The following is a 15,041-nucleotide window of genomic DNA, read 5'->3' as shown; positions in this document are numbered from 1 at the left end:
GCAATAATGTTACAAAAATATTTATTTATTGATCGTGATGGTACATTAATTACCGAACCACCTATTGATTTTCAAGTCGATCGTTTTGAAAAATTGGCTTTTGAACCTAATGTTATTCCTGCCCTACTTAAACTCCAATCAGCAGGCTATAAATTAGTCATGGTCACAAATCAAGACGGACTTGGCACTAAAAGTTATCCGCAACAAGATTTTGATGGACCGCATAATTTAATGATGCAAATCTTTACATCACAAGGAGTTAACTTCGAAGAAGTCTTGATCTGCCCTCATTTTCCTGAAGATCATTGTCAGTGTCGAAAACCTAAAATACAACTGGTTCTTCCTTATCTTACCAGTGGCAAATTAGATAAAGCGCATAGTTATGTAATTGGTGACAGACTTACCGACATGCAACTTGCCGAAAATATGCAAATAAAAGGATTGCACTATAATCCCGAAACACTTAATTGGAGCGAAATAGCCCAAAGGCTAACCACAGCTGATCGTTATGCTAAAGTTGAACGTAATACTAAAGAAACTAAAATTTTAGTTGAAGTCTGGCTTGATCGTCAAGGTGGTAGTCAAATCAACACCGGTATTGGTTTTTTTGACCATATGTTAGATCAAATAGCGACACATGGCGGAATTAAACTCAATATTCAAGTACAAGGTGATTTACATGTTGACGATCATCATACTATTGAAGATACTGGACTTGCCTTAGGCGAAGCCTTAAAACAAGCTCTAGGTGATAAACGAGGTATCACACGTTATGCTTCGGTCATTCCAATGGATGAATGTTTAGCAAAATGCGCGATGGATATCTCGGGCCGACCATATCTTGTTTTCTCGGCACATTTTACTACACCAAAAGTTGGCGATATGAGTACACAAATGGTTGAACACTTTTTTTACTCACTAAGTTATGCAATGGCAATTACTTTACATATCGAAACTGAAGGTGTTAACGATCATCATAAAGTAGAAAGCTTGTTTAAAGCTTTTGCCAGAACATTAAAACAAGCTATTAAGATTGAAAGTGACAGATTACCAAGCTCAAAAGGAGTCCTGTAATGAATATTGTCATTTTAGATACCGGTTGTGCTAACCTTTCATCAGTAAAATATGCCATAGATCGATTAGGTTATAAATCGATAATCAGTCTTGATCCTAATGTGGTACTTAATTCAGATAAACTGCTTTTACCTGGCGTCGGCTCGGCTTCATCGGCAATGCAAAAACTCAAAGATCGCGATTTAATTGATCTCATTAAAGTTTGCACCCAACCAGTATTAGGGATTTGCCTTGGCATGCAACTTTTAGCTGATTTTAGCCATGAAGGGCATGTTCATACTTTAGGCATTATTCATGAAACAGTAACTGAAATACCTGATCGTGGATTGCCACTACCTCATATGGGATGGAATCAGGTCTATCCTAAAGCCGGACATCATCTGTTTCGTGATATTCCAGATGGTGCTTATTTTTATTTTGTACATGGATACGCGATGCCATTATGCTCAGCAACTATTGCAGAAACCAATTACGGCGAAAGCTTTACCGCTGCCGTACAAAAAGACAACTTTTACGGCGTACAGTTTCATCCCGAGCGTTCTGGCTCGGTCGGTGCAACGTTGCTAAAAAACTTTTTGGAGATATAACAATGTCAACATTTCCAAATATTATACCGGCACTTGATTTAATTGATGGTTCAGTTGTCCGTTTACATCAAGGTGATTATGATCAAAAACGCAATTACGGTAACGATCCTTTAACTCGGTTACAGTCTTATGAAAAGCAAGGTGCAAAATTACTACATCTTGTTGATTTAACTGGTGCCAAAGATCCAAACGCACGGCAGATAGCCTTGATTAAAACGTTAATAAGTGGCGTTAACGTACCGGTTCAAATCGGAGGTGGCATTCGCACACAAGCAGATGTCACAGCCCTGCTCGATGCTGGCGCTGCACGGGTAGTTATCGGCTCGACAGCAATAAAGCAACCAGAAATGGTTAAACAGTGGTTTGAGCATTACGGTCCTGAAGCTTTGGTATTGGCACTCGATGTTCGAATTGACAGCCAAGGCAATAAATACGTTGCAATACATGGCTGGCAAGAGGACTCAAAGCAAAAACTTGAACAAGTTATTGATAACTACCTACCTTTTGGTTTAAAGCATGTTTTGTGTACCGATATTTCGAAAGACGGAACCTTAAGCGGTTCAAATGTTGAATTATATCAAGAAATCACTCAAAAATACCCACAAATCGAGTTTCAAGCCTCTGGTGGGATTGGTCAATTAGACGATGTTAAAGCATTACAAAACAGTGGTGTAGCAGGCGTAATTGTTGGGCGAGCATTACTTGAAGGTAAATTTACAGTTCAGGAGGCAATTTCATGCTGGCAAAAAGGATAATTCCTTGTTTAGATGTTCGTAATGGTCAAGTAGTAAAAGGTGTACAGTTTCGCAATCACGAAATTATCGGTGATATCGTACCTTTAGCGAAAAGATATGCCGAAGAAGGCGCTGACGAACTGGTATTTTATGATATTACAGCCTCATCTGATGGTCGAGTTGTTGATAAAAGTTGGGTGGCAAAAGTTGCTGAAGTTATTGATATTCCTTTTTGTGTTGCTGGCGGGATTAAAACGGTTGAAGATGCAGGTCAGATATTAACATTTGGGGCCGACAAAATTTCGATCAACTCACCCGCATTAGCTAATCCAGATTTAATTACTGAATTAGCAGATTGTTATGGTGTGCAATGTATTGTTGTTGGAATCGATACTTGGTATGACCAACAATCTCAACATTATCATGTTTATCAATTTACAGGTGATGAAAAGCGTACAGTTGCGACCAAATGGACTACCTTAGATTGGGTAAAAGAGGTACAAAAACGCGGCGCTGGTGAAATCGTATTAAATATGATGAACCAAGATGGTGTGCGTAATGGGTACGATTTGACACAACTACAAGCTGTGCGTGATGTTTGTCATGTGCCTTTAATTGCCTCAGGCGGCGCAGGCACAATGGCGCATTTTTTACAAGCGTTCAGGGACGCAAATGTGGATGGCGCTTTAGCCGCTTCTGTTTTTCATAAACAAATTATCAATATTGGTGAACTTAAACAGTATTTAGCTCAACATGGAGTAGAAATTCGATTATGCTAATTCCAAATTCCGATACCAAATTAGACTTAAGCAAACTTGATTGGCAAAAAGTGGATAATTTAATGCCTGTTATCATCCAACATTATGTCTCGGGTGATGTCTTAATGCTTGGCTATATGAATCAAGATGCACTAACACAAACACAAAATAGTGGCAAAGTAACTTTTTATTCACGCACTAAACAGCGTCTATGGACTAAAGGTGAAACATCTGGCAATTTTTTAAATGTAAAAAGCATTTCAACCGATTGTGATAAAGATACATTACTTATTTTAGTTGATCCTGTGGGTCCAACTTGTCACACGGGCACTAACAGCTGTTTTGCGCAGGCACAAACGACATGGGGTTTTTTATTTCAACTAGAACAGTTGCTTGCAGCGCGCAAAAGTGCTGATCCAACATCATCCTATACAGCTAAATTATATCATGATGGAACAAAACGGATTGCACAAAAGGTAGGTGAAGAAGGCGTTGAAACTGCTTTAGCAGCTACCGTTCATGATAAAGAAGAGTTAAAAAATGAATCAGCTGATTTGATTTACCATTTACTCGTCTTATTGCAAGATCAAAATCTATCACTACAAGATGTGATAGGTATTTTAAAAGCACGCCATAAAAAATAGTGCTAAACGAAAAAGTGCGAATGATTTCGCACTTTATTTGATTTGATTACTACGGACTTAAATAGATAGCGCTATTATTTCAATCTCATTAACGAATCGGTAATTTCACCCCATTGAACATAGTTTGAACATCAACGTTATTTTCGCACAAAATAAGGCGATCAACGGTTGATTTATTTAAATGTGGAGAAAATTGTCTTATAAAATCATACATATAACTGCGCAAAAATAGTGAACGCGAAAATGCAATATACGTCGTACTATAAGGAAAGATATGCCCTGCACTCAGTACCACAAAATCATTATCCTCATTTTGACTCACTGCCATCTTTGCAACAATACCAACACCAACCCCCAATTTAACATAGGTTTTAATCAAATCGGCATCCGTTGTACTAAACACAATATTAGGTGATTGATTAGCCTTATTAAAAGCCTGATTCAAATCAGACCCATCATTCGAAAAATCATAACTAACTAATGGGTATTTAGATAACTCAGCAATCGAAATTAAACGACTTTTTGCTAAAGGATGATCTTTCATCACTATCACAGCCTGATTCCAGTGGTAACAAGGCAGTGCAATCATATCTTCACTTAATTGAGAGAGATCCGTCACAATAGCAAAATCGGCTTGTCCGGTTTGCGCTTGCAATAAACATTGTGGTGATGAACCCTGCTCCATATGTAAAGTAATATTGGGATATTGTTTCATGAACTGCTGAATGACAACCGGAAGTGTATAACGAGCTTGTGTATAAGTGGTGGTGATGGTCAAGGTACCTTGATTTGGCTGACTATACTCTTTGGCAACAATTTTAATATCATTGGATTTATTTAGAATTTCTCTTGCCAAAGTTATAATCTGTTCGCCAACATCAGTGACTTCGGAAAGATGCTTGCCAACGCGGGTAAAAATTTGCACACCAAGTTCATCTTCTAATAACTTAATCTGTTTACTAATACCAGGCTGTGAAGTATACAGCTTTTCTGATGTTAACGATACGTTAAGATCATTATTAACAACCTCAACTATATAACGCAGTTGTTGCAATTTCATGACAAAGGTTCCTTTCTTTTTATTCCCTTCACCTTTTCGATTAACAAAGAGGTAAAGGGACAAAATAACTCCTTTCACACTTTAGCACAAACGTAAACTCATTTTTATACTAAAACGCATGCATTACCTAAAACAACTTGGTAAACATATTAGATTTTGTGACCTATTTTTTACTCTTTATCCATTGACCGTCAACGTATTGCATCACCCAACCTGTCGATTTTCCGTTAACTTCGGATGTGACATATTGTTGTTTGCTTTTACGACTAAAACGAACAATGGCAGGATTACCATCCGGATCTTTATTCGGTGCTTGCGTTAAATAGATAAACTTTTCGGGCAACCGATCTTTAAAACGTTGTAATTCTTCAATTAATGGTGCACGGGTTTCTCTTGATTTTGGAAAATTATGTGCAGCCAAAAAGATACCTGATGCGCCATCACGTAACACAAAATGAGCGTCAGATTTGCTACATTTAAGTTCAGGCAAATCGACTGGATCTTCTTTAGGGGGCGCAACATCACCATTTTTTAAAATTTTACGGGTATTTTTACAATCAGGATTAGTACAGCCCATATATAACCCAAAACGCCCTGATTTTAAATGCATCTCAGATCCACATTTTTCACATTCGATAATTGGACCTTCATAACTTTTTACTTTAAAGTGACCTTTTTCAACAACAAAGCCATCACAAATTGGGTTATTACCACAAATATGTAATTTACGTTCATTATCAAGTAAATAGCTATCCATTGCGGTATGACATTTTGGACAACGCTTACGGGCTCTTAATGCATCGGTTTCAGCGGTTTCCGACTCTTCTAAAATATTGAGAGTTTCGTGCTCTGGAATTAAATTAATCGTTTGTTTACAACGCTCTTTAGGCGGTAGTGCATAGCCTGAACACGCTAAAAATACGCCCGTTCCTGCTGTTTTAATGCCCATTTCGCGCCCACAATGAGGACACTTAATTTCAGGGGTGAGCACCAAAGGATTAAGTTGCATACCACCTTTATCGGGTGATTGCTCTGCCACTTCAAGATGTTTACTAAAATCACTAAAAAACTGATCGAGCACTTCTCGCCACTCTTGTTTTTTATTAGCAATCTGATCGAGTGCATCTTCCATACGCGCGGTAAAGTCATAACTCATGAGATCATTGAAGTTTTCATTTAAACGATCAGTAACAATTTCACCAATTTTTTCGGCATAAAAACGACGATTATCTAAACGCACATATCCACGATCTTGAATAGTTGAGATTATCGTTGCGTAAGTCGATGGGCGGCCTATTTCACGTTTCTCTAACTCTTTGACTAACGATGCTTCGTTATAACGTGCTGGTGGTTTAGTAAAATGCTGATTAGGATTAAGCGCAATCAAGCCCAACTTATCGTTAATTGATACAGCGGGTAAAATTTTATCATCATTATTTTTGGCCAATTGCGGTTGCACTTTAGTCCAACCATCAAAACGCAAGGTACGTCCTTTAGCTTTTAATAAGAAATCACCAGATTTAACAGTAATTGTTGTCGAGTTATATTCGGCTGAAGTCATTTGACAGGCAACAAATTGACGCCAAATCAATTGATAAAGTTTACACGCATCAGCTTCAACATCACTTATATTATCCGCCAGTAATTTAACGTCTGACGGGCGGATTGCTTCATGCGCCTCTTGAGAGTTCTTTTTGCTACTGTAAACATTTGGTGATTTAGGCAAATATTTATCACCAAAATTTTTGCCAATATATTCACGTACCATGGCTAATGCATCTTGGCTCAAATTAGTCGAATCAGTACGCATATAGGTAATATAACCAGCTTCATAAAGACGCTGAGCAAGCATCATCGTTTTTTTGACGCCAAAACCTAAGCGCGTGCTCGCCGCTTGTTGTAAGGTCGAAGTAATAAATGGCGCAGTTGGATTGCTCTTAGTTGGCTTTTCTTCGATATTGGTCACTTGATATTGGCTGTTGTTTAATTCAGCTAGTGCAATATCAATGGCGACTTTATCTTTAGGTTCGAACGCTTCATCTTGATAATGAGTAACTTGTAAAGTGAGTTGCTCGTTGTTCGCTGTACTTAAATCAGCAAAAAGATCCCAATATTCTTCAGGAATAAAGGCATGAATTTCGCGCTCGCGTTCTACCACAAGTCGAACGGCAACCGATTGAACGCGACCTGCTGATAATCCTCTAGCAACTTTTTTCCAAAGTAAAGGTGATAGCATAAAACCAACAACGCGATCCATAAAGCGACGAGCTTGCTGGGCATTAACTCTATCCATATCAAGCATGGAAGGATGATTAAACGCATTTTTGATCGCTGTCTTGGTGATTTCATTAAATACCACACGACGATATTTGCTATCTTCACCGCCAATAACATCTTTCAGATGCCATGCTATTGCTTCCCCTTCTCTATCCAAGTCGGTTGCGAGGTAGATCATATCGGCATCTTTAGCGAGTTTTTTTAGTTCTGAAACAACCCTTTCTTTACCAGGTAAAATTTCGTAATGAGCTTTCCAACCGTTATACGGATCAACACTCATACGATCAACTAAAACCTGTTTTTCAGAACGTTTTACTTTTTTTTCGGCTTTATCTTTTGTGGTTTTTTCAACTCGATGGCTACTGCCACTTACTGGAAGATCGCGAATATGCCCTACGCTTGATTTAACCACAAAATCTTTGCCAAGATATTTATTTATTGTTTTTGCTTTGGCAGGTGATTCCACAATAACAAGGGATTTTCCCATAATTAAACCTATTTTATCCTGTAATTTACGTTATTTACTGTCTTGTTTCACATCAAGTAATGACAGTAAATCATCTTTTATTGTCGATACTTTCGTTGCATATTGCTCTTTTTGCTCAGCATCCTCAATAAGTTGTGTAATGGTCTGTGACAACGTGCAACCTCGGCGTTTTGCCAAATTAGCTAATCGTTGCCAAACTAAAAATTCCAAATCAATAGACTTTTTTCGTGTATTTTGTTGCTCAGCGTTAAAATGTCGTTTTCGTTTCGCACGAATGGTCTGCTTCATGCGATTATCTAAATCAGGGTTTAGATGCTGTTTTATCCATTGCACAACACCTATTGGATTATGTTCTAAAAGTAATAATTCATTTACGGCGTGCTGAGCTGCGCTCTTCTCAATATAACGAGTAATCAACTCGCCTTCTAAATGCCTTTTCACAAGATAGTGCCATTTCCATCCACATTCAAGGTTTTCGAGTTGTTGATATTTCATCTTTTCACCTTGTGACGCTGTAACTAAAGGTTGTAGTTGTAGCATAATCTCATCACACAATAAAGAAAATTATTGCATTTGACAAATTTTTTATAAATCTGCTATCGTTCACGTTTATTTAGAACTTGATTTAAGGAAATCACCAATAATGGCTAAAGCTGATGTTATTTATATTAATGGCTATATTTATACTGCAGACAAACAAGACAGTGTTTGTCAGGCTATTGCTATCGAAAATGGCTATATTATTGCAACGGGGAGCACGCAACAAATAAATAGCAGTCAGTATGTCGATAATAATACGACAGTTTACGATTTACAAGGAAAAACGATGATTCCCGGTCTTATAGATGCGCATTTGCATACTTTTTGGGGGGGAATGCAACTCTCTTCTTGTAATTTAAATTATCAAAGTTTAACCGTTGACCAAACTTTAGCTATTATTCAAAAATATTTAGATCAAGACTCAAACGATAATGATACCAATTGGTTACAAGTACGAGGATGGCTACGTCAAGAAGTGTTGCCAATAGGTACCGATATTACACGTTTCGACCTTGATAAACTTAATACCCAGCGCCCGGTAATTTTGTTTTCAAATGATTGCCATACACTCGTTGCCAATAGTCTGGCATTAGAAAAATTTGGTCTTAATAAAGATACGCCTGAACCATCAGATGGTAAGATTGGTCGAACTAATAATGGCGAACTTAATGGCATTTTAGAAGATGCACCGGCGATGCGTGCATTTGACAGCATATCTAAACTGACCGATCAGCAAGCGGTGAATATTGCAAAATTATCACAAGCAGAACTGAATAAACAAGGCGTAACGGCAGTGATGGATGCTCGCATTACTAAAACCATTGCTGATGCTTTTTTGACCCTTAAGCAACAAGACGCACTTTCAATACGCCTATTTGGTGCACATGAGTTACCACCCGATGATGTATCTTCAATAGATCAAATTCCGCTGTTATTGGACAAAGTTAAGCAATTTGCTCATCATTATGATGATAAAAACTGGCAACCTAAACCAGGTATTAAAATTTCGCATACTAAATTGTTTGTTGATGGTGTTATGCAAGCACCATTAATGACGGCACGGCTATTAAAACCTTATCAACTTGAACACGAAAAAGATCGTTACGGCGATCTTTACTATTCAACAGAAATGCTTGATGCGTTAATCCTTGAATCAGCAAAAGCAGGCTTTCACCCACATACGCATACAGTAGGAGAAGGTGCAATTGAAGTGGTACTCAATGCTATTGAAAAAATGCGAAAAGCATTGCCTGATGCGGATATAAGACCAAGTACGGCTCACAATGAGCTTAGTGCTGCGCATCAATTTGCACGCTATCAAAAATTAAAAGCTTGTGTGGTGTTTTCGTTCCAATGGGCTGGATGCAGCGCAACAATGGTTGAACAATATCATACGCTTTTTGGTCCAGAACGTTATAATGGATTAGAAGCACATGGCCAATATATTGATGCTGGTGTGAATTGTGCATTTGGTAGTGATTGGCCAATCGATCCCCTTAATGAATGGTACGATTTTCAAGTGGCAATGACCCGACAAATAGATACCGATCACCCTCGTTTAAACAGTGATCGAAATTTGACAGTAACAGAAGTGCTGCGTTGTGCAACCATAGGAGCCGCTTATATATTGAAACAAGAGCAATACATTGGTTCAATTGAAAAAGGCAAATTTGCCGATCTAATCATTTTAGATCGTAATCCATTTACCATACCGGCAACAGATATACAAAACGTTAAAGTATTAACCACGATCGTTGGTGGTAAAACGGTATATCAAGCATCGTAATTGTTCATTTAAAGAATCGAGTTATTTATCACGACGCCAACACAACGGTAGCGTCGTGATAAACAGTTATTCAGCTTCGATTTCAATTGGCTCGGCACTTTCTACTGCTCTCTTTTTCGTAAAATGCAATATTGCGGCAATAATCAATGCACCAATAAACATGTCAATAATATACCACATTGCACCTTTTGTTACGCCACCCAAGGCAACCAGCCCACCAAACGCTACTAATGACTCAATACCATTAATCATCCCTAACATACCTGCCACTGCCGTACCGACAACAATAGCGATAATTACACGTTTTGGATCTTTAGCGGCAAATGGGATTGCACCTTCGGTTATACCGGCTAATGATAAGAAGAAAGCGGTAATGCCAAACTCTTTTTCTTCTTTAGTATATTTAGAACGAGAAATAATCAATGATGAAATCGCTAAGCCTAATGGTGGAATTGCACAGCACATGCGGAACACACCATTTGGTCCATAAACACCTTCTGCCATAGCTGCCAAAGTAAAGGCCGTTGCTGCTTTACTACATGGTCCCCCCATATCTAGTGCAGCAAGAATACCAATACCAATGCCTAAAAACGCTGCATTGACTTCTGACATGCCTTTTAACGTAGCAACCATTGCTTTCACAAACCAATCTAACGGGTAAGATAGTCCGTAAATATAAATGGGCGCCATCACCAATATCGTCACTGTTGGAATAATCATGACTGGCATTACTGATGCAATGACAGGATGGACTTTAACGGTTTTAAACCATTTTACAAAATAACCAATTAAAACACCGAAAATCATCGCACCAATAAAGCCTGTACTGACATGATTAACACCAATTGGGTTATTAACTACATAGCCCATAATAAAGGCAGGTGCCAACGCCGCATTACCGCCAATAGAATAGGCCATATAAGCTGCAAGCACAGGTACCATCATAGCAAAACCATAAATTGCTACTTGCTGTAAATCAGCAAAAAACTGATTACTTGGCAAAATCGTATCGTTGGTTACATCACCTGTCATTAACACAATCGAAAAAAGAATACCTGAAGCAATAATAACGGGTAAAAATTTGCTGATTCCGGTATTTAATGCACGAAATATTTCTTTACCAATACTGTCTTTTACTACTTTAGTTGACATTTGTTCGGCATTATTGAAAATGTTGACCGTATTTTTCACGGCTTCGCCTGTGCTTACTTTAATGACGTTTTTATATGGTTCTAACCGCTCGGCATTTTCAATTGAAATATCAGTGGCTAATATAATCACATCTGCAGTTTTTAAATCATGTTCAGTTAATGGATTATCAATACCTGCTGCGCCTTGAGTTTCTACTTTACAATCCCATCCCCGTTTTTTTGCTTCATTTTCAATCTTTTGTTTAGCAATATAAGTGTGAGCCATACCAGCAGTACAGGCACAAATTGCAACAATCTTCTTTTTGTCAATCGCACTATTATTCATACAAACCTCGTACTTTATCTGCTAATGACTGGGTATCACTATTAAGTAAAGTTGCAATAAAATCATCATCCGCTAAATGAGTTGCTAATTTAGCAATAATCGCTAAATGCGCCTTATCGGCATGTTCTGGTGCACCAATCATAATCACCAACTTCACTTGGTTACCATTATTCCAAATGATGCCATCAAGATATTTTCCCACCACAATAAATGGCGTTTTTACTGCGCTACTTTTGGCATGAGGCAAAGCAACATCGGGTAACACATCGGTTTCCATCTCTTGCTCATGAGCCATCACATCATCAAAAAAAGTTTCAACATTAGTTAAATAGTTTTGACTGGCATTGGACATTAAATGAATAACCGATGATTTTTGATTAACGATATCACTGGTAAGCTCAACCGATAAAACAGGTATTGACTGCATATACCGCTCCTTTTTAATTAAATATAGATATTTAAACTTACTGACTTTTATGATCTCTGTTTATTAAATATACAATGAATTATTTTCGGTGACACTAATTTTGTCTTATCAAGAGTTAGAGCAAGATCACAAATATGCACAATTCAATTTTACGTTTTAACGAGCAATTCCAGTGTAAACAGCTTAAAAATAATGACTAATGTGTGTTAAAGTCTATAAATCGCTCGCTTTAGTACCTTTTTACTAAAAATTAGCTTGCATAATTATCATAATGTGGCAGAATTCCTTGCCGCTTTAAGCGGGTAAAAAGGCAAAACTATACTTAGTAGTTTTTTATTGTTTTTTGGGACAGAGGAGCAAAGTCATGTCCGCAATAAAAATGAAACGAGTTTTAACCACACCTGCATTGATTGCATTTGGTTTAGCTTATATGGTTCCTTTGGGGATCTTTACCACTTATGGGGAAGTCACTGTTGATAGTAATGGTCACTTACCTATAGCCTATATCATCACCTTAGCCATGATCTTTTTTACAGCATTGAGTTATTGTCGAATGGCAAATAAACTGCCGATTGCTGGATCTGCCTACTCGTATGTACAACATACTTTTGGTGGAAAAGTTGGATTTTTGGTAGGTTGGGCACAAATCCTTGATTATCTATTTTTACCAATATTGAATTATTTGGTTTTAGGTATCTACCTGAATGAAGCATTTCCAAGCATTCCTGCTTATGTTTTTGTATTGGGTTCATTAATCAGTGTAAGCTTTTTAAATTATTTAGGGATTAAACTGATTAACTCTGTAAACTTTACATTGATTATTGTTCAAATGATTTTTATAGGGTTATTTATCTTTTTAACTTTAACTAATGTTAATCTTACCCCTGAGGCAATGATGAAACCTCTGCAAGTTAATGCAGGAGATTTTAGTGGCTTAATGTCTGGAGCGGCAATATTATGTCTTGCCTTTTTAGGTTTTGATGCCATAGCGACTTTAGCCGAAGAATCTAACGATGCACAAAAATCATTACCAAGAGCAATTATCTGGACAGTTCTAATTGCTGGCTGTATTTTTCTAGTCGTATCGTATTGTGCTCATTTGGCATATCCTATGTGGACAGATTTTGTAGATAATAAAGATACAGCCAGTTTAGTCGTCGTTCGTCGAGTGGGTGATATAAGCCAATTAGGCGGTAATTTTATGTATAACTTCTTCCAAGCGGCATACTTAACTGGTGTTTTTGCATCAGCCATGACAGCGCAAACCAGTGTATCAAGAATTTTTTATGCTATGGGACGTGAAGGTGTTTTGCCTAAAAAAATCTTTTATAAAATTCACCCTCGTTATAGAACACCTTATTTATCGATTATTTTTGTCGCCTGTTTTTCATTGTTAGCGCTGGTATTAGATCTTAGTTTAGTGGTGTCGATGATAAGCTTTGGCGCATTAGTGGCTTTTACTTTTGTCAATTTATGCGTGATTAAAAGTTACTTAGGGGATTCAAAAGCGAAAACAGCATTACTGCTATTTAAATATGGATTATTGCCTGCGATTGGTGTTTTACTTTCACTATGGCTATGGACCAGCCTTGATGCAACGGCGATGATTGTTGGTTTAGTTTGGTTAGCAATTGGATTTTTCTATCTACTTTATCTAACTAAAGGCTTTACTGCTTTATTGCCATCGATTGATCATCATGAATTAAATTCAATCATCAAAGATTAAGTTCTTATAAATTGGTCTACTTTAAAGTATCTAGTTACTGCCCTTTTAAAACAACTCCGTCGACCTAAGTCGACGGAATAATAATCTTGTAAGCGTGGCTATTTGTTTAACCGATTACTCACCAAAACCACTAGCAAATAATTCGCGAATTTCATCCATTGCGGCTTGTTCGTCTTCACCATCACAAATAATTTCAACAGTTGAACCACCTTTAACGCCAGCACCAAGTAATCCCATCATGCTTTTTAATTTGATTGCTTTGTCATTATAAACAAGTTCAATTGATGATTTGTAACGACCTGCTAATTTAACAAGTGTGGTAACAGGGCGAGCATGAAGACCAGTTGAATTTTTTACTACCATTTGTTCTTTTAACATACTAAAGTCCTTATTTATATCTTTACGTTAATACAATGAATGGTATTTATATCATAAATTGAGTTATTTTGCTCTTTTTTTGCATACAAATTTCGATAAAAATAACGCTTTTATTGTTGTTACTTAGTTGAGCAAGATTGGACTTAAACCCAAAAATATCGAACAACATGGAAAAAAATCGGCGCAGCAAAGCAGATAGAATCGAAGCGATCCAGTATACCGCCATGACCACCTATCAATTTGCCCCAGTCCTTTACTCCCTTATCTCGTTTAATTGCCGACATCACTAATCCACCACAAAAACCGAGTAAAGTAATCATCAGCGAAATTAGGCCAGCTTGCACAAAACTAAATGGCGTTATCCAAAACATGCTTGCGCCAATTAAACTTGCCGAAACCACACCACCAATAAAGCCCTCTACTGTTTTTGACGGCGATAAATTGGGGCTAATTTTATGTTTACCCCATAATTTACCAAACACATATTGGAGTACATCTGACAACTGCACCACTAAAATCAAAAAAGCGATGAGTAATAAATTACGATCTTGATAATGGTCGATATCTAATACCAGTAATGCTGGTACACAAGATATACAATAGACAGTAATCATCAGTCCCCATTGCACATCTGCGGTTCTTTCTAAAAAGTTATTGGTTGAGCCGGTTATTGAGGCTAAAATCGCCAAAAGTAAAAAGACATAGACGGGAATAAAAATACTAAATAGACCATACCAAGACAATGCAACTAAAATATATTGCATTGGTAAGGCAATGACGTAGGCAAAGATTAAAGCAAAATAGTCATAACGGCTAATCGGTGTTAAATGTAAAAATTCTCGCAGTGCTAATCCCGATATAACGAAAAACATAAAAATTACGGCTAACTTACCAATCCAAAAAGCAACACCGATAATGATCACCATCACCCACCATGCATTGATACGCGTAATTAAATTATCAATAACACTATTTGGTGCTGTTGTACGCCTTTTTAACACCCAAGCAATCGTTGTGGCAATCAGCAAAAACAAGCCTATACCAATAAATAATAATAACGTATCACGTTGGTAAATCGACATTTTTT

14 protein-coding genes are annotated in these 15,041 nt (G+C 37.4%); 7 read left to right on the top strand and 7 right to left on the bottom strand.

Features of this window, described 5'->3' with window-relative positions; translation table 11 throughout:
• Nucleotides 1-6: 6 nt before the first annotated feature.
• The 5 genes from hisB to hisIE are packed head-to-tail and all read left to right on the top strand — an operon-like array spanning nucleotide 7 to nucleotide 3,797.
• The gene (hisB, locus tag J3U66_RS11085) at nucleotides 7-1,074 is read left to right on the top strand and encodes a bifunctional histidinol-phosphatase/imidazoleglycerol-phosphate dehydratase HisB (RefSeq protein ID WP_267334221.1); all 1,068 of its coding nucleotides are present in this window, start codon (nucleotides 7-9) and stop codon (nucleotides 1,072-1,074) included.
• On the top strand, nucleotides 1,074-1,661 hold the full coding sequence (gene hisH, locus J3U66_RS11080) for an imidazole glycerol phosphate synthase subunit HisH (protein ID WP_065634642.1): 588 nt from the start codon (nucleotides 1,074-1,076) through the stop codon (nucleotides 1,659-1,661). The genes hisB and hisH overlap by 1 nt, the downstream gene beginning before the upstream one ends.
• 2 nt (nucleotides 1,662-1,663) lie before the next feature.
• Nucleotides 1,664-2,416, top strand: a complete 753-nt coding sequence (gene hisA / locus J3U66_RS11075) for a 1-(5-phosphoribosyl)-5-[(5-phosphoribosylamino)methylideneamino]imidazole-4-carboxamide isomerase (protein ID WP_267349008.1) — start codon at nucleotides 1,664-1,666, stop codon at nucleotides 2,414-2,416.
• Nucleotides 2,398-3,174 carry an imidazole glycerol phosphate synthase subunit HisF gene (hisF, locus tag J3U66_RS11070; protein WP_267334219.1) on the top strand — a complete coding sequence of 259 codons (777 nt, stop codon included), beginning with the start codon at nucleotides 2,398-2,400 and terminating at the stop codon, nucleotides 3,172-3,174. Before hisA ends, hisF begins: the two co-directional genes overlap by 19 nt.
• The gene (gene hisIE, locus J3U66_RS11065; protein WP_267349006.1) at nucleotides 3,168-3,797 is read left to right on the top strand and encodes a bifunctional phosphoribosyl-AMP cyclohydrolase/phosphoribosyl-ATP diphosphatase HisIE; all 630 of its coding nucleotides are present in this window, start codon (nucleotides 3,168-3,170) and stop codon (nucleotides 3,795-3,797) included. Before hisF ends, hisIE begins: the two co-directional genes overlap by 7 nt.
• Before the next feature lie 88 nt (nucleotides 3,798-3,885).
• On the opposite strand, the gene cysB is transcribed toward hisIE, so the two are convergent.
• From cysB to matP, 3 genes are all read right to left on the bottom strand, one after another.
• A complete protein-coding gene (gene cysB, locus J3U66_RS11060) occupies nucleotides 3,886-4,857 on the bottom strand; it encodes an HTH-type transcriptional regulator CysB (protein ID WP_267334217.1) in 972 nt (323 codons plus the stop codon).
• A gap of 163 nt (nucleotides 4,858-5,020) precedes the next feature.
• On the bottom strand, nucleotides 5,021-7,621 hold the full coding sequence (topA, locus tag J3U66_RS11055; RefSeq protein ID WP_267344040.1) for a type I DNA topoisomerase: 2,601 nt from the start codon (nucleotides 7,619-7,621) through the stop codon (nucleotides 5,021-5,023).
• Nucleotides 7,622-7,651: 30 nt separating this feature from the next.
• Nucleotides 7,652-8,116 carry a macrodomain Ter protein MatP gene (gene matP, locus J3U66_RS11050; RefSeq protein ID WP_416379607.1) on the bottom strand — a complete coding sequence of 155 codons (465 nt, stop codon included), beginning with the start codon at nucleotides 8,114-8,116 and terminating at the stop codon, nucleotides 7,652-7,654.
• A gap of 148 nt (nucleotides 8,117-8,264) precedes the next feature.
• Here matP and J3U66_RS11045 point away from each other — a divergent pair, with 148 nt between their 5' ends.
• The gene (locus tag J3U66_RS11045) at nucleotides 8,265-9,947 is read left to right on the top strand and encodes an amidohydrolase (protein ID WP_267349004.1); all 1,683 of its coding nucleotides are present in this window, start codon (nucleotides 8,265-8,267) and stop codon (nucleotides 9,945-9,947) included.
• 66 nt (nucleotides 9,948-10,013) lie between these two features.
• On the opposite strand, the gene J3U66_RS11040 is transcribed toward J3U66_RS11045, so the two are convergent.
• Together J3U66_RS11040 and J3U66_RS11035 are read right to left on the bottom strand one after the other, a co-directional pair.
• The gene (locus tag J3U66_RS11040) at nucleotides 10,014-11,423 is read right to left on the bottom strand and encodes a PTS fructose transporter subunit IIC (RefSeq protein ID WP_267349002.1); all 1,410 of its coding nucleotides are present in this window, start codon (nucleotides 11,421-11,423) and stop codon (nucleotides 10,014-10,016) included.
• Nucleotides 11,416-11,850: a PTS sugar transporter subunit IIA gene (locus J3U66_RS11035; RefSeq protein ID WP_267349000.1), complete on the bottom strand. Its 435-nt coding sequence runs from the start codon at nucleotides 11,848-11,850 to the stop codon at nucleotides 11,416-11,418. Before J3U66_RS11035 ends, J3U66_RS11040 begins: the two co-directional genes overlap by 8 nt.
• A gap of 364 nt (nucleotides 11,851-12,214) precedes the next feature.
• On the opposite strand from J3U66_RS11035, the gene J3U66_RS11030 reads away from it, so the two are divergent.
• Nucleotides 12,215-13,576: an APC family permease gene (locus J3U66_RS11030; protein ID WP_267334211.1), complete on the top strand. Its 1,362-nt coding sequence runs from the start codon at nucleotides 12,215-12,217 to the stop codon at nucleotides 13,574-13,576.
• 114 nt (nucleotides 13,577-13,690) lie between these two features.
• Here J3U66_RS11030 and J3U66_RS11025 read toward each other — a convergent pair whose 3' ends face one another.
• Together J3U66_RS11025 and J3U66_RS11020 are read right to left on the bottom strand one after the other, a co-directional pair.
• Nucleotides 13,691-13,954: an HPr family phosphocarrier protein gene (locus J3U66_RS11025; protein ID WP_065634652.1), complete on the bottom strand. Its 264-nt coding sequence runs from the start codon at nucleotides 13,952-13,954 to the stop codon at nucleotides 13,691-13,693.
• 143 nt (nucleotides 13,955-14,097) lie between these two features.
• A complete protein-coding gene (locus J3U66_RS11020; protein ID WP_267348998.1) occupies nucleotides 14,098-15,036 on the bottom strand; it encodes a phosphatidate cytidylyltransferase in 939 nt (312 codons plus the stop codon).
• Nucleotides 15,037-15,041 lie beyond the last annotated feature (5 nt).

Origin of the sequence: Gilliamella sp. B2969, from assembly GCF_026536195.1 — a bacterium.
Classification (GTDB): domain Bacteria; phylum Pseudomonadota; class Gammaproteobacteria; order Enterobacterales; family Orbaceae; genus Gilliamella.
Note: the sequence above shows the minus strand (reverse complement) of the source record. Positions and strands in the feature narration are given on the sequence as shown.

What these genes read in the sequence shown, in the direction of transcription:
- topA (WP_267344040.1), bottom strand. Translation starts at nt 7,621, where the DNA reads ATGGGAAAATCCCTTGTTATTGTGGAATCACCTGCCAAAGCAAAAACA.
- hisH (WP_065634642.1), top strand. Translation starts at nt 1,074, where the DNA reads ATGAATATTGTCATTTTAGATACCGGTTGTGCTAACCTTTCATCAGTA.
- J3U66_RS11030 (WP_267334211.1), top strand. Translation starts at nt 12,215, where the DNA reads ATGTCCGCAATAAAAATGAAACGAGTTTTAACCACACCTGCATTGATT.
- J3U66_RS11025 (WP_065634652.1), bottom strand. Translation starts at nt 13,954, where the DNA reads ATGTTAAAAGAACAAATGGTAGTAAAAAATTCAACTGGTCTTCATGCT.
- J3U66_RS11020 (WP_267348998.1), bottom strand. Translation starts at nt 15,036, where the DNA reads ATGTCGATTTACCAACGTGATACGTTATTATTATTTATTGGTATAGGC.
- hisA (WP_267349008.1), top strand. Translation starts at nt 1,664, where the DNA reads ATGTCAACATTTCCAAATATTATACCGGCACTTGATTTAATTGATGGT.
- J3U66_RS11040 (WP_267349002.1), bottom strand. Translation starts at nt 11,423, where the DNA reads ATGAATAATAGTGCGATTGACAAAAAGAAGATTGTTGCAATTTGTGCC.
- cysB (WP_267334217.1), bottom strand. Translation starts at nt 4,857, where the DNA reads ATGAAATTGCAACAACTGCGTTATATAGTTGAGGTTGTTAATAATGAT.
- hisF (WP_267334219.1), top strand. Translation starts at nt 2,398, where the DNA reads ATGCTGGCAAAAAGGATAATTCCTTGTTTAGATGTTCGTAATGGTCAA.
- hisIE (WP_267349006.1), top strand. Translation starts at nt 3,168, where the DNA reads ATGCTAATTCCAAATTCCGATACCAAATTAGACTTAAGCAAACTTGAT.
- J3U66_RS11035 (WP_267349000.1), bottom strand. Translation starts at nt 11,850, where the DNA reads ATGCAGTCAATACCTGTTTTATCGGTTGAGCTTACCAGTGATATCGTT.
- matP (WP_416379607.1), bottom strand. Translation starts at nt 8,116, where the DNA reads ATGAAATATCAACAACTCGAAAACCTTGAATGTGGATGGAAATGGCAC.
- J3U66_RS11045 (WP_267349004.1), top strand. Translation starts at nt 8,265, where the DNA reads ATGGCTAAAGCTGATGTTATTTATATTAATGGCTATATTTATACTGCA.
- hisB (WP_267334221.1), top strand. Translation starts at nt 7, where the DNA reads ATGTTACAAAAATATTTATTTATTGATCGTGATGGTACATTAATTACC.